Source organism: Paenibacillus xinjiangensis (assembly GCF_059686975.1).
On the sequence record NZ_JCAALS010000005.1, the window covers coordinates 28,032 to 41,196 of the forward strand.

Below are 13,165 nucleotides of genomic sequence, written 5' to 3' on the forward strand. Positions count from 1 at the left end.
GCCTCTTGCAGCAGAAGCCACTACTTTTTAATAATCCTTTTGCGCATCATGTCCATCGGACGAACAGGCTGGAGCGTACGGATCCGAATATGCTGCAACGGATGGCGCGCTGCGTCCAGCGGCTGACCTTTATCATCCGTAAGATGCTCCACGGTCTGCTTGAAGAACGTTCCGCCAGGACCAACGAATTCAATCTCTTGTCCAAGCTTAATATGGTTGCGCTGCTGTACTACAGCAATGCCGTTCTCCTCATCATACTCCAGTACAACGCCAGCGAAGTCATAGGGAGCCGACTTTTCCTCAGGCTCATAAATATGATCCTCAGCTCCTGGTGTATCTAGGAAAAAGCCCGTATTGAGCGGACGATTCGCCGCTTTATTAATTTCGTCGACCCATTCCCGCTTCAGCACAAAATGCTCCGGATCTTCGAAATAAGCGTCAATGGCCTGACGATATACATTCACAACTGTAGCCACATAATGGATGCTCTTCATCCGGCCTTCGATCTTGAAGCTGTCTACGCCAACCTCAATCAGCTCAGGTATATATTCAATCATACACAGATCCTTCGAGCCCATCGTGAATTGATCTTCATCACTGGGATACAGCGGCATATCATCAACGAATAAATCATATTTCCATCGGCAGGATTGGCAGCAGCCGCCGCGATTAGAGTCACGGTCTGTGAAATGATTGCTGAGCACACATCTACCTGAGAAAGAAGAGCACATCGCGCCGTGAATAAACGCCTCAATCTCAATATCCACATTCGCCTTAATCTCCGCAATCTCCTCGAAGCTCGTCTCGCGCCCGAGCACGACCCGAGGCAGCCCCTCTTCCTCCCAGAACTTCACCGCTTGCCAATTGAGCGTCGATTGCTGTGTGCTAAGATGAACCTCTAGCTTAGGCGCAACACGCTGCGCGGTTTCGATAATCGTAGGATCAGCTGCGATAATCGCGGCAATCCCTGCCTCCTCAAGCGATCTCAAATAACTCTCAAGTCCGCTGATATCCTCGTTGTGAGCATAGATATTCGTTGCTACGAACACCTTCGCTCCGTAACGGCTCGCGAATTCAACGCCTTCCTTCATTTCCTCAAAGCTGAAGTTGTCCGCGTTAGAGCGCAAGCCGTATTTTTGACCGCCAATATATACAGCATCTGCTCCGTAATGCACAGCGAACTTCAGCTTCTCTAGATTGCCTGCAGGGGCCAGCAGCTCCGGCCTGTCCAATCGATTTCTTTTTCCGTGGAAACGTGGTTTTGTCTTCTCAATAGTTGTCATGTTCGTTCCACCTCCTCTATTTCTCATTGAATCAGTACACTTGCTCTTTATAAAAAAAGCCGAAGCTCAGCTCCCGATTCGGGTCCTGCAGCTCACGTATCGGATCAAGCCATTTCTCTTGGAATTGGTAGTGATCCGGATCTGCGATATAAGCATCAATAGCCGTCCGATAAGCTCTTACAACCGTTTCATTGTAAGCAACAGATTTCAGCAGTCCTTCAATTTTAAGGCTATCTACTCCAATTTCCAGCAGCTCATGCAGGTTCTCCAGCATGCAAATATCATCTGAGCTCATAATATGAGTCCCATTGCTGTCCTGATAGATTGGATAACGTTCATCCTGCCGTTCAGCTTCCATGACGTAAAGTCCACGTTCATGGCTCGTATCGTCAAGACGATCCGGCTCCTCCTGATGCTCCATGTAGCTGTTAACCAAAGAACGCTTCGAATGATAAATGTTCGTGAGACCATGAACTTGAATCTGGAGCTCCATAGCCGTTGCACCCTTCGTCTCAATAACCTGCTCCATATTCAGCTCTCTAGCAAGAATGAATCGCTTCGCGCCTCTTCGACCCCAATACTCAGCTGTCGCATAGTTGGTGGATGTCATCTCCGCATTCCAATGCAGTGGCAGTGTTGGAGCAACCTCGCGAGCGACCATCAAGACAGCAGGATCACCGAACTCAATGCCATCAACAGCAGCCTCCGCCAGCCCTCGAATATAATCCGGCAGTGCTGCAACCACTTTATTGTCCATTAAATTATTGACGGATACATAAATCTTCACACCTCTCGGCGATGCAAGCTGCACCGCTTCCGCTATCCTAGCAAGGTCGAATTCACCTGGCAATCTCATGCCATAACGTGCCTCTCCAATGATAAAAGCATCTGCTCCTGCTTCCATAAGAAGCTTCAGCTCTTCAATGGATGAAGCCGTCGCCAGTAATTCCGGCTTATAGGTCATAATCTCATTTCCTCCTTACTGTGCCGTCTGTTTGCTCTTCTCGATGTTCTGCAAATGCTCTTGATAAGTGCGGGCGAACAAGTGACTTTGCGTGCCATCTTTTTTCGTTACATAATAGAAGTATTCTGACTCTTCAGGGTATAGCGCTGCTTGGATCGAAGATAGACTCGGACTTGCAATCGGGCCTGGCGGCAAGCCATCTACCTTGTACGTATTGTATGGACTATCGATTAGAAGATCTTTTTCAAACAATCTTTCCTTCGGCTTATCCAATGAATATTGAACCGTTGCGTCAATCTGCAGCATCATGCCATCCTTGATCCGGTTATAAATAACACCTGCTACAAGTGGTCTTTCTTCATCGACGACAACCTCGCGCTCCACTAAGGATGCAATCGTCAGCAGCTGATGGAGATTAAGCCCATGTGCCTCCATTACATCCTGCCAATCCTCAGGCAATTGACCGAGCTTATTGTCGAGCTCCACCATCATACGCCTCAGAATATCCTCTTCTGTACTGTCCTTCACTAGCTCATAGGTCTCCGGGAATAAATATCCCTCAAGCCGATGATGCAGCTGATCGTCTGTTGGGATGGAGCGGACTGCTTCTGCGTCTCCCCAGGTGGTCTGCTTCTCAGCAAGTTCCAGGAACTTATCACGATCGATGAGCTTGTCTGCCGCAAGCTTATCCGCAATTTGGAGCAGCGTGAAGCCTTCGGGAATCGTGAATCGGATCATCTCAGCCGCAACCGTCTCACCATTGTTAAGCGTTGCAATAATGGCATCGTTCTCCGTGCCTGGGCTTAGCTCATAGACACCAGCTTGAAAGCGGGAGCCTTGGTCTTTGAATTTCAAATAATATTTGAAAAGAAATGAATTTTTAATGATACCTTTTTCTTCCAACAGATCCGATACCTCGAAGGCTGAAGAGCCTTTGGCAATTTCTATCCTTACCGGCTCAGAGGCTGCTGTTGGCTTAAGTCCGTTCCATATATAGAGAAACACGCTTCCGGCTCCCACTATAATGAGCCCTAGAAGAATGAGAATGACCCACATTGTGATACGTCCTCTTCCTGGCCCGGATGATGAAGAATGCTGCAATGAATTATCCAATCTTGGCTCCTCCTAGAATAAATATGTCTGAACGTGGAGAAAAAGAGCGGTGTTAGCCGCTCTTTGATCTCTGGCATATCCAATTGTAGAACGCTTAAGGCATTTCATCGTTAGCAAAAAGAAGATCATCATAAGCCTCAGAGGCTAATTCCCACTCTTCATCTTCTTCAATCGTCTCAAGCTGAGGCTCTCCGCTGTCAGATAGGACGACGCGGAATAGCTCCACTTCATCATCCTTCTGCATCGCGACAGATTGAAGTGCGGCATATACGAATGCTCCAAGCTGGAACTCCGCTTTGATCTCGAAGGTCTCGAGCCCACCGTCGTCAGCCACTAAATCAATATCGTTGCCGAACACTTCACGGAGCCGCTTAAGCGGTACCGGAACGAGGCGTTCGCTCTCTGTCATTAGTTTTCTTCCTCCAGTTCGCCGAGAAGCGTGTTGAACGTCTCTTCGACCATGCTCCATTCTTCCTCATCTTCGATCGTATACAGCTTCAAGTCATCGCCGTCTTCTTCATAACGGAAAGCATATACTTCATCTTCCTCGTCATTCTCCCCAGTCAGCGGCACAACCATCATATACTTCTCATCAGAGCCGTCCACTTCAAACTTCATGATGACCTCGAATTCCTCTTCGTTGCCTTCTTCATCCGGAATATAAATGATTTCCGGTTCTTCGAACTGCGTGTCATCGTTTGTCATCGTAACCCTCACCTTTTCGTTTTAGAATCGAGATAATTTTGCAAAATGAGCGTTGCCGCCATTTTGTCGACTACTAGCTTTCGCTTCTTGCGGCTGACATCCGCCTCAATTAACGTTCTTTCGGCGGCAACCGTCGTCAACCGCTCATCCCAAAGGTGAACAGGCAAGTTCAATTTCTGCTGCAGCTGCTCTGCGAATGCAATGCTGATCTCGCCGCGGGGGCCGATCGTATTGTTCATATTTTTCGGCAACCCGACAACAATAGCTGTTACTTCATACTCTTGCACTAATTCGGCTATCCGATCCATCTCGCTGCCGTCCCGTCGCTTCTTGACGACTTCCGTCCCCTGCGCGGTCCAACCGAACGCATCGCTTACCGCAACACCAATGTTACGGTCTCCGTAATCCAAACCCATTGTCCTCATCTGCTGAATAGCTCCCGATCTACTATGATTTCTTATTGTTCAAATAAAACCGGACAAGCTCTTCAATGAGTTCATCGCGTTCTTTTTTACGAATCAAGCTTCTGGCGTTATTATGCCGTGGAATGTACGCGGGATCTCCGGACAGCAAGTACCCTACAATCTGATTGATCGGATTATACTCCTTCTCCAGGAGCGCCTCATGCACCGTCAGCAAAATGTCTTGTGAGGAGGTTTCAACGCCTTCTCCTTTTACATCAAACTTCATCGTTTTGTCCATGGAACTCATCGCCAGCACCTCGCTTTCCAACCGCAGTTCAATGGGATTAAATTCAACTTTACACAGCTATCATATCACATTTGATTGGTTGAGAACCAGTTCTTCCGCAAGTTTCAGAGCTTCGTCCAGCTTCGAAGCATCCTTGCCGCCCGCTTGCGCCATATCAGGACGGCCGCCGCCGCTTCCACCGCAATGAACAGCTACCTCTTTTATAATCTTCCCAGCGTGCAAACCTTTCTTCACTAGATCCGGCGATACAGCCGCAACGAGATTCACTTTGTCATCCTGTGCAGCACCAAGAATGATGACTGCGGATGGCAGCTTGAGCTTCAGCTCGTCAGCAATTCCACGGAGCGCATCCATCGACGGGGCACTAACCTTCGTGCTCAGAACCGTAATACCGTTAACTGTCTTCGCACTCTGCTCTAGAGAACCAGCTTCGATACGACCAAGCTTCGCTTGAAGCGATTCATTCTCGCGGCCCAGCTCCTTCACTTGCGTGAACAGTGCTTCTATCCGTTTTGGAACATCCGTATGGTTGGATTTCAGCAGCGCAGCAGCTTGCTTGAGCAGATCCAGCTGGCCTTCCATATAGCTATAAGCATGACGGCCGCTTACTGCCTCAATCCGCCGAACACCGGAACCGATTCCGCTCTCGCTCAGCAGCTTGAACAGGCCAATCTGCGCTGTATTCGTAACGTGAATACCTCCACACAGCTCCAAGCTGTAGGAACCAACTTGAACGACACGTACGACATCGCCGTATTTCTCACCGAACAACGCCATAGCTCCCATTGCTTTTGCTTCAGCCAGCGATTTGTTCTCGATCACGACAGGTGTGCCAAGCCATATTTGCTCGTTCACGCGGCGTTCGATCTCCGTAAGCTCTTCTGCCGTAATGCTGCCGAAATGCGAGAAGTCGAAGCGCATGCGATCAGGCTCTACCAGGGAACCTGCTTGATTAACATGGTCGCCAAGCACTTCCTTGAGCGCTTTATGGAGCAAATGCGTCGCTGTATGATTCTTGATAATATCATCACGTACAGCGCGAGATACAGCAGCCTCTACCTGTTCACCGTTACGTACAGTTCCGGAGACAACAGTGGCATGATGTACATTCTGGCCATGCGGCGCTTTCGTTACATCTTCTACTTGCAGAACGAACCCTTTGCCGGTAATCGTACCACGGTCACCGATCTGGCCACCGCTCTCTGCATAGAACGGAGTACGACTGAGCAGAACGATGATCTGGCTGCCAGCCTCGGCCGATTCCACCAGCTCGTCACCTGCTACGACAGTCGTAATTTCCGTTTCTGTTACCAGTTCATTATAGCCAACAAATTCACTTTTAACCGTCAATTCAGCGAGTGGACCGCCTTGTACCTTCATACTGCCAGTGTCTTGACGAGCAGCACGCGCGCGTTCACGCTGTGCTTCCATTGCCGAGTCAAACCCTGCACGATCGACAGTCAAGCCATTCTCCGAAGCGAAGTCCTCAGTCAAATCGAACGGGAAGCCATAGGTATCATAGAGCTTGAATGCATCGTCGCCATTGATTTCTGTTGTACCCGCTTCACGAGCGCTGTCTACCAGCTGAGAGAGCAACGTTAGGCCGTCAGATAGAGTCTCATGGAAACGCTCTTCCTCTGTGCGAATAACACGCTCGATGAATTCGCGTTTCTCCACCACTTCTGGGTAGTAGACGCCCATTACTTCACCGACAACAGCTGTAAGCTCGTACAAGAATGGACGATCGATACCGATTGTTTTTCCATAACGAACCGCTCTGCGAAGCAAACGACGAATAATGTAGCCGCGGCCTTCATTAGAAGGCATTACGCCATCGCCTACAGCGAAAGCTACAGTACGAATATGGTCAGCAATCACTTTGAGCGCTACGTCATGCTCCTCGTTCACATGGTACTTCACGCCTGCAATAGCACAAGTGCGCTCAATAATTGGGAGGAATAGATCCGTATCGAAGTTGGAATCTACATCCTGCAGAATGGAAGCGAAGCGCTCCAGACCTGCGCCTGTATCAATATTTTTGTTCGGAAGCGGTGTGTAGCTGCCGTCTTTGTTATGGTTGAATTGGGAGAATACAAGGTTCCATACTTCAAGGAAACGCTCATTCTCCCCGCCAGGCCAGCACTCAGGATCACTGAGATCACCATATTTGTCGCCACGGTCATAGAAAATTTCTGTACAAGGTCCGCATGGGCCTTCTCCGATATCCCAGAAGTTCTCCTCAAGCTTATAAATACGCTCAAGAGGTACGCCAATCTTCTCATTCCAGAATACTAGCGCTTCTTCATCCTCGGTGTAGACAGTCACAGACAGACGCTCCGGATCGAAGCCGATCCATTCTTTGCCCGTAAGGAATTCCCAAGCCCACGTGATTGCTTCTTCTTTGAAGTAGTCGCCGATGGAGAAGTTGCCGAGCATTTCAAAAAAAGTATGGTGACGGCGTGTCTTGCCCACATTCTCAATATCATTGGTACGAATACATTTCTGTGAATTGGTGATACGCGGGTTTTCCGGTATCGTGCGTCCATCGAAATAAGCCTTAAGCGGAGCCATTCCTGCATTGATCCATAATAGGGAAGGATCGTTATGCGGAACGAGCGATGCGCTCGATTCGATTTTATGTCCTTTACTTTCGAAGAATGCAAGCCATTTGGATCGAATTTCACTAGCCTTCATTAGTCATACGCCTCCATTAGTTCAACTCTTGAAACATAAAAAAGCCCCTGTCATAGACAGGGACGAATTAACAATCGCGGTACCACCCTGGTTATTGCTAATCGCTTGCTATGTGCACTCAATTAGGCAATCTCCTCGTATGGACGATAACGGGTCCTCCCGGTGAAGTTCATCCACACTCCGAAATTAGCTTTCCGCCCTTCTTCGCCATAAGAACTATTGCAGCCAACGCCTATAGGCGAAGTAGCTCTCTCTCTGATTGACGGGCTAAGGCGTACTTGATTTCATCAACGTTTTTGGTTTGCATAGTATTCATTTGCTTAAAGTATATCTACAGCGATACGCTCTGTCAAATAATCTTTCGGCGAACATAATATGCGAACATATGCTGTACGATGACTTTCAGAGCTGCAAATATAGGCACTGCTAATATCATTCCCACGATTCCCGCTATTTCCCCTCCAACGAGCAGAGCAAAAATAATCGCTAAGGGATGCATATGCAGCGTCCTTCCCACCACTTGCGGAGATATGACATTGCTCTCCAGAATCTGGCAAGCCGTATTGATGATCGCAACTAGAATGACCAGCTTAATGGAAATCGTTGAAGCAACCAGAATAGCTGGTGCCGCTCCAAAGAAAGGGCCTAAATACGGAATAATATTCGTCACTGCCACAATACCCGCAAGCAGCAGCGGATAAGGAATGTCGATAATGATATAACCAATGTATGCGAGAATGCCGACAATGACACACACGATGAACTGCCCCCGTATGTAGCTGCCTAGAGCCGTATCGATATCTTTAAGCAGTCGAACCGTATTTTTTCGATGAGATTTCGGCACATACGTAATGACAGTCCGCTCGAATAAATCGAAGTCCTTCAATATATAGAAGGCGAGGAACGGAATAATGAACGCGATAAATACAGCATTAACGACAGAGCCGATATTATTGATGAAATGAATGAGCGTCTCCGATACTTTTTTCTCCATATGCACTAGAGACTTGTTCAGTCCCTCCCGCAGGCTCTCCGGTAAAAAAGACGTATTATTGAAATCCGTCACCAGACTCTGCGCCTTCATCGTGAGGTCTGGCACATGATGGTTAAGCTCCTGCAACTGCTCGATGAACATCGGAATGACATTAACCAGAATGACCGCAAGTCCAGCAATAAACACCGTATAGATGAGAAGTACTGCAATTGTTCGGGGCATTTTGCGCTCATGAAGCATTGTAACGATGGGATTGAGCACGTAGGAAATAACCATCGCAATAATGAACGGCGCCAGTATCGCCTTCATAAACACGTAGAAGTGAATAATGATAGGCTTAACCTGAAGCAGCAAATATAAGGCCAGAAGCGCCAGAATCAAATAAATCAGCCAAACAAACAGACGGCTCTTCGTAAATCGGTCCACCGTCCCCACCCCCGCTCCTCACTACTTCTACCTGCAGCAGCCTGCATGACCCGCACAGACATTCTGATAAAGTATATGTACAAGCCGAGAATTTCATCCGATAAATCATCATAAAATTGCTCTTCGTTCGCAAGCTGTATTGCCTGAACGGCAAAAAAGACGACCTCCTAAGGCCGCCTTCAATCATTAACAAGTCGTTAGTTAACGTGTATATGCGCTTCTGCGATTTCTTCTTCGAAAAACAAGTCATCGAGAGAGCTTAACGTACCATCTTCTTCAACCTGATAGACAGACATTTTCTCACCATTCACTGTCAGCTCGATGAAGCATCCCCAACAATAAAACTGATGGGAACCGATCTTGCCAATATCTTTGGAATTGCAATTGGGACATCTCATTTTCTTTCATTCTCCCTATTCGTCGAATTGGAAGCTGCGACAGGCTCCAATTCCGCTTCACTGACAGCAGGAACAATAATCGCGTCTTCCCCGAGCAGTACGGCATCTGAGTCATCAGGCGCCTTCAACCATTTGCGCCCTTCCATCAGATCCGATATAAAACCATCCGTAAGCTCATAGCCTACTATTTGTGTACCCTGAAATGGGTAAAAATAAACATCCGATACTCGTCCAAGTTGTAAACCTTGTACGGTTACTACAGGCATATCCTTCAATTTCACAGTTCCGGTGCAGAATGACCTGCCAATATCGACGGAATGGATTGGAATAACTGCAGCCTCGCTCGATATGAGAACCGCATCCTCACCACAGGTCAACACCTCCGACCACTGTACCGCCTTAACGGATGAGGTGAACCACTTGGCGCTCTCGAGTACTAACCCCAGCAGCTGCCAATGCTCATCGAACCATGCATCCTTGACGTTACCCATCTGTCTGCCGGAATGAATGACAATAACGGGGAGCCCGATTAGTTGCTGAAGTTTAATCACGCTCTATGGAAGGCCTCCTAGTTGATAGTACGAAGGCGCTGTACAATCGTTGCAACTTTATGTGCGGCGCTTTCCAGTTCCTCCATAGTATTCCCCAATCCGAAGCTAAACCTTACAGCTGAATGAATCCGTTCCTCAGATAGGCCCATTGCTATAAGCACATGTGATCTTTCCAAAGAGCCAGATGTACAAGCTGAACCGCTAGCTGCGGCAATGCCTTCCATATCCAGATTCATTAGCATCGTCTCTGTGTCGAATCCTACAAAGCTAATATTGACAATACCGGGCAGGTAATACTCGTTATTGCCGTTAATGATAAGCGTCTCCTCCGGCATAGCGGCTCGAAGCTGATCTATCCATTCTTTACGGAGCTCGCTGAGCAAAAGTTGCTTATCTTCTCGATTGTTCACACAAATGTCAACAGCTTTAGCGAAACCGGCAATACCAGCGACGTTCTCCGTCCCTGCTCTCCGCTTTCGCTCTTGTGACCCACCGTGAGCAATCGGCTCGAACGGCGCTCCTGTTGCCATATATAAAGCTCCTACGCCTTGAGGACCATTGATCTTATGGGCTGAGAAGCTCATGAAGTCTACCGGCATTTCATTCAAGCGGTAAGGGAGGATACCGAAGGACTGCACCGCATCTACATGGAACAAAACGCCGTGAGCTCTAGCCAATTCACCGATCTCTTCGATTGGCTGCAAGGTTCCAACCTCATTATTGCCATGCATAATAGTAATTAAGGCTGTCTCTGGTGTAATAGCAGCCGCAATGTCTTCTATGGATACACGTCCAGTCTCATCTACTGGGAGAAATGTGATGCGATAGCCTTCTCTAGCTAACGCTTCACAGGTGTGCAGTACCGCATGATGCTCTGCCGCAGAAGTAATGATATGGTTCCGGCCTTTCTTCTTCATAGCCGCTGCTGCACCAACGATAGCTGCATTATCGCTCTCCGTTCCACCGGACGTGAACACAAGCTCAGACGACTTACAACCGATAGCGGCAGCAATGCTGTCTCGCGATCGGTTAAGTATCTGCTTGGCTGCCCGCCCATATGCGTGCATACTAGAGGGGTTGCCTCCAGCACCTTGCATAATATCAAACATGACCTTCGCAACTTCCGGGTGCATTGGCGTGGTAGCTGCGTGGTCGAAATAGTAATTGTACATAATAAATCCCTCTAGTCGATGCGTGCGTATAAGCATTGCACGCATTGAAATTATTTAAATATAGAACATATAGTTGTCTGCTTTACCCGCATCCTGGAAGTTAACGAGATCGTATAAGGTCGTTGAGTCCATTACGCTGGCGATGCTGTCGCGAATACGCAGCCATAGGTCACGCTTGGCTGGATCATCTTCTTCTGTGAAATCTACTGGTGATATTGGGCCTTCAAGAATACGAATCACGTCTCCGGCTGTAATGGATTCTGGCTCCTTGGATAAAATATAGCCGCCATAAGCGCCCCGAATACTTTTTACAAGTCCAGCATTACGTAACGGCGCCACCAGTTGCTCCAAATAATGCTCCGATAATTGATTGCGCTCCGCAATACTTTTCAGTGAGGTTGGACCTTCTCCGAATTTAGCCGCAAGCTCCATCATAATAGTAAGACCGTAACGGCCTTTCGTAGAAATTTTCAATTGAGGCACCTCTTTTCATTTAGTCGATTGCTATGTTATCCTAATCTCTTATGTTATCGTTCATAAGTATTAAATCATGGTATTCCCATATCAGTTCTATGTTAACATATTGTGCAGTCAACATGCGAGAAAAGCTTGTCATCTCCTATGAAAAAGTTTTTCTTCTATGATACAATAGTACGAAGCTCGATATGGAATACAGCAATTGAGTCAGATGTTTGTAGAACAAGGTGGTGTTCACGATGGAAAAATCAAAGCAATCAACGCGTGTTGTCGTTGGCATGTCAGGCGGCGTTGACTCGTCCGTTACAGCTCTGCTCCTGAAGCAAGAAGGCTACGACGTTGTCGGCATATTTATGAAGAACTGGGATGATACTGATGAATTCGGCCATTGCACAGCAGAAGAAGATGCTGAGGATGTTCGCCGCGTATGTGATCAGATCGGTATTCCCTACTATACAGTAAACTTCGAGAAGCAGTATTTCGATAAGGTGTTCACTTATTTTCTCGATGAATATAAACGCGGTCGTACGCCGAACCCTGACGTTATGTGCAACCGTGAAATCAAGTTCGGCGATTTCTTGCAAAAGGCTAATGAGCTCGGCGCCGATTACTTGGCAACCGGCCATTATGCAAGGGTAGAACGCACCGAGGATGGCGAGACGAAGCTTCTTCGCGGCGTTGATGGCAACAAGGATCAGACCTATTTCCTTAGTGCCCTGAACCAGAAGCAGCTTGCGAAGGCCATGTTCCCGATTGGTCATCTGCCTAAGCCTGAGGTGAGACGGATCGCCGAAGAAGCTGGCCTCTATACCGCCAAGAAGAAAGACAGTACAGGTGTCTGCTTCATAGGCGAGCGTAACTTCAAGACCTTCCTCAGCGGCTACCTCCCTGCACAGCAAGGCGATATGATCGATATTCGCAGCGGTGAAGTGAAAGGACGCCATGACGGTCTGATGTATTATACCCTCGGCCAACGTCAAGGTCTAGGCATAGGCGGATCTGGCAACGGACAGCCATGGTTCGTAGCTGACAAGGATCTGGAGCGCAACATTCTATATGTTGTCCAAGGTGAGGACCATGCGAGTCTATACTCTACTGGACTTACAGCAAGCGGTGTGAACTGGATTTCCCCTGTCATGCCGGAAGGGACCTTCCGCTGTACAGCGAAGTTCCGTTATCGCCAGCCCGATCAAGGCGTGAGCGTTACGCTTCGGCCAGATGGTACAGCGAATATCGTCTTCGACAAGCCGCAGAAGGCTATCACACCAGGTCAAGCCGTAGTGCTGTATGACGGAGATATTTGTCTAGCAGGAGGCACGATTGAGACGGTTCACAAGGTTGACCCTGCTGCATTCGAGCTTTCTGGCGTGCAGATTTAATCTCTATAACATTAGGAACAGGAAAGGGGGAAGCCAGAGGTCATCATTGTTGACCATGGGCTTCCCCTTTCTTACTGGATAGAGCATTTATTTGACCGCTTTGCTGTGCAGCCTGCATTTTATACAACCAAATGAGATTATACCTTTGCAAGCCACCTTTACCCTGCACTCTATACAATCAAATTCCCTTTTTAGGGAAATAACGATGGCAAACCAGCTAAAACGTTGTACAAAATGCAGTCCCGCTCTATTTCAATGCGATCAACCGTCGATTCTACTGTACAGAATACAACATTAT

General features: G+C 47.9%; 14 protein-coding genes. 1 reads left to right on the top strand and 13 read right to left on the bottom strand.

All coding sequences use genetic code 11. From position 1 onward, the window contains the following. Positions 1-20 precede the first annotated feature (20 nt). The 13 genes from AC6ESP_RS06635 to cymR all read right to left on the bottom strand — a co-directional run bounded on the left by AC6ESP_RS06635 (position 21) and on the right by cymR (position 11,485). Positions 21-1,283, bottom strand: a complete 1,263-nt coding sequence (locus tag AC6ESP_RS06635) for a peptidase U32 family protein (protein WP_497095914.1) — start codon at positions 1,281-1,283, stop codon at positions 21-23. Between the two features lie 31 nt (positions 1,284-1,314). Next, entirely contained in the window at positions 1,315-2,247 is a 933-nt protein-coding gene (locus tag AC6ESP_RS06640) for a peptidase U32 family protein (protein WP_497095915.1), read from the bottom strand. 15 nt (positions 2,248-2,262) lie between these two features. After that, the gene (mltG, locus tag AC6ESP_RS06645; RefSeq protein WP_497096097.1) at positions 2,263-3,303 is read right to left on the bottom strand and encodes an endolytic transglycosylase MltG; all 1,041 of its coding nucleotides are present in this window, start codon (positions 3,301-3,303) and stop codon (positions 2,263-2,265) included. Between the two features lie 151 nt (positions 3,304-3,454). Next, positions 3,455-3,769 carry a DUF1292 domain-containing protein gene (locus tag AC6ESP_RS06650; RefSeq protein WP_497095916.1) on the bottom strand — a complete coding sequence of 105 codons (315 nt, stop codon included), beginning with the start codon at positions 3,767-3,769 and terminating at the stop codon, positions 3,455-3,457. Further along, positions 3,769-4,065, bottom strand: coding sequence for a DUF1292 domain-containing protein (locus tag AC6ESP_RS06655; protein ID WP_497095917.1), 297 nt, complete (start codon positions 4,063-4,065; stop codon positions 3,769-3,771). The genes AC6ESP_RS06650 and AC6ESP_RS06655 overlap by 1 nt, the downstream gene beginning before the upstream one ends. 8 nt (positions 4,066-4,073) lie before the next feature. Then, positions 4,074-4,490, bottom strand: coding sequence for a Holliday junction resolvase RuvX (gene ruvX / locus AC6ESP_RS06660; protein WP_497095918.1), 417 nt, complete (start codon positions 4,488-4,490; stop codon positions 4,074-4,076). A 22-nt stretch (positions 4,491-4,512) separates the two neighbouring features. After that, complete coding sequence (locus AC6ESP_RS06665) at positions 4,513-4,776, bottom strand: IreB family regulatory phosphoprotein (protein WP_497095919.1); 264 nt, start codon at positions 4,774-4,776, stop codon at positions 4,513-4,515. 60 nt (positions 4,777-4,836) lie between these two features. Next, positions 4,837-7,470, bottom strand: coding sequence for an alanine--tRNA ligase (gene alaS, locus AC6ESP_RS06670; protein ID WP_497095920.1), 2,634 nt, complete (start codon positions 7,468-7,470; stop codon positions 4,837-4,839). A gap of 349 nt (positions 7,471-7,819) precedes the next feature. After that, complete coding sequence (locus tag AC6ESP_RS06675) at positions 7,820-8,890, bottom strand: AI-2E family transporter (protein WP_497095921.1); 1,071 nt, start codon at positions 8,888-8,890, stop codon at positions 7,820-7,822. 197 nt (positions 8,891-9,087) lie between these two features. Next, positions 9,088-9,288: a YrzR-like zinc ribbon domain gene (locus tag AC6ESP_RS06680; protein ID WP_497095922.1), complete on the bottom strand. Its 201-nt coding sequence runs from the start codon at positions 9,286-9,288 to the stop codon at positions 9,088-9,090. Further along, the gene (locus tag AC6ESP_RS06685; protein ID WP_497095923.1) at positions 9,285-9,839 is read right to left on the bottom strand and encodes a PRC-barrel domain-containing protein; all 555 of its coding nucleotides are present in this window, start codon (positions 9,837-9,839) and stop codon (positions 9,285-9,287) included. Before AC6ESP_RS06685 ends, AC6ESP_RS06680 begins: the two co-directional genes overlap by 4 nt. A 17-nt stretch (positions 9,840-9,856) precedes the next feature. Next, positions 9,857-11,011, bottom strand: coding sequence for a cysteine desulfurase family protein (locus tag AC6ESP_RS06690; protein ID WP_497096098.1), 1,155 nt, complete (start codon positions 11,009-11,011; stop codon positions 9,857-9,859). Between the two features lie 54 nt (positions 11,012-11,065). After that, positions 11,066-11,485 (bottom strand): cysteine metabolism transcriptional regulator CymR, encoded by a 420-nt coding sequence (cymR, locus tag AC6ESP_RS06695; protein ID WP_497095924.1) that lies wholly within the window; start codon positions 11,483-11,485, stop codon positions 11,066-11,068. Positions 11,486-11,727: 242 nt separating this feature from the next. Between cymR and mnmA the strand changes: the two genes are divergently transcribed. After that, positions 11,728-12,867: a tRNA 2-thiouridine(34) synthase MnmA gene (gene mnmA, locus AC6ESP_RS06700; RefSeq protein WP_497095925.1), complete on the top strand. Its 1,140-nt coding sequence runs from the start codon at positions 11,728-11,730 to the stop codon at positions 12,865-12,867. Positions 12,868-13,165 lie beyond the last annotated feature (298 nt).

What these genes read in the sequence shown, in the direction of transcription:
- mltG (WP_497096097.1), bottom strand. Translation starts at nt 3,303, where the DNA reads ATGTGGGTCATTCTCATTCTTCTAGGGCTCATTATAGTGGGAGCCGGA.
- AC6ESP_RS06650 (WP_497095916.1), bottom strand. Translation starts at nt 3,769, where the DNA reads ATGACAGAGAGCGAACGCCTCGTTCCGGTACCGCTTAAGCGGCTCCGT.
- alaS (WP_497095920.1), bottom strand. Translation starts at nt 7,470, where the DNA reads ATGAAGGCTAGTGAAATTCGATCCAAATGGCTTGCATTCTTCGAAAGT.
- AC6ESP_RS06635 (WP_497095914.1), bottom strand. Translation starts at nt 1,283, where the DNA reads ATGACAACTATTGAGAAGACAAAACCACGTTTCCACGGAAAAAGAAAT.
- AC6ESP_RS06680 (WP_497095922.1), bottom strand. Translation starts at nt 9,288, where the DNA reads ATGAGATGTCCCAATTGCAATTCCAAAGATATTGGCAAGATCGGTTCC.
- ruvX (WP_497095918.1), bottom strand. Translation starts at nt 4,490, where the DNA reads ATGAGGACAATGGGTTTGGATTACGGAGACCGTAACATTGGTGTTGCG.
- AC6ESP_RS06655 (WP_497095917.1), bottom strand. Translation starts at nt 4,065, where the DNA reads ATGACAAACGATGACACGCAGTTCGAAGAACCGGAAATCATTTATATT.
- AC6ESP_RS06640 (WP_497095915.1), bottom strand. Translation starts at nt 2,247, where the DNA reads ATGACCTATAAGCCGGAATTACTGGCGACGGCTTCATCCATTGAAGAG.
- AC6ESP_RS06690 (WP_497096098.1), bottom strand. Translation starts at nt 11,011, where the DNA reads ATGTACAATTACTATTTCGACCACGCAGCTACCACGCCAATGCACCCG.
- AC6ESP_RS06665 (WP_497095919.1), bottom strand. Translation starts at nt 4,776, where the DNA reads ATGAGTTCCATGGACAAAACGATGAAGTTTGATGTAAAAGGAGAAGGC.
- mnmA (WP_497095925.1), top strand. Translation starts at nt 11,728, where the DNA reads ATGGAAAAATCAAAGCAATCAACGCGTGTTGTCGTTGGCATGTCAGGC.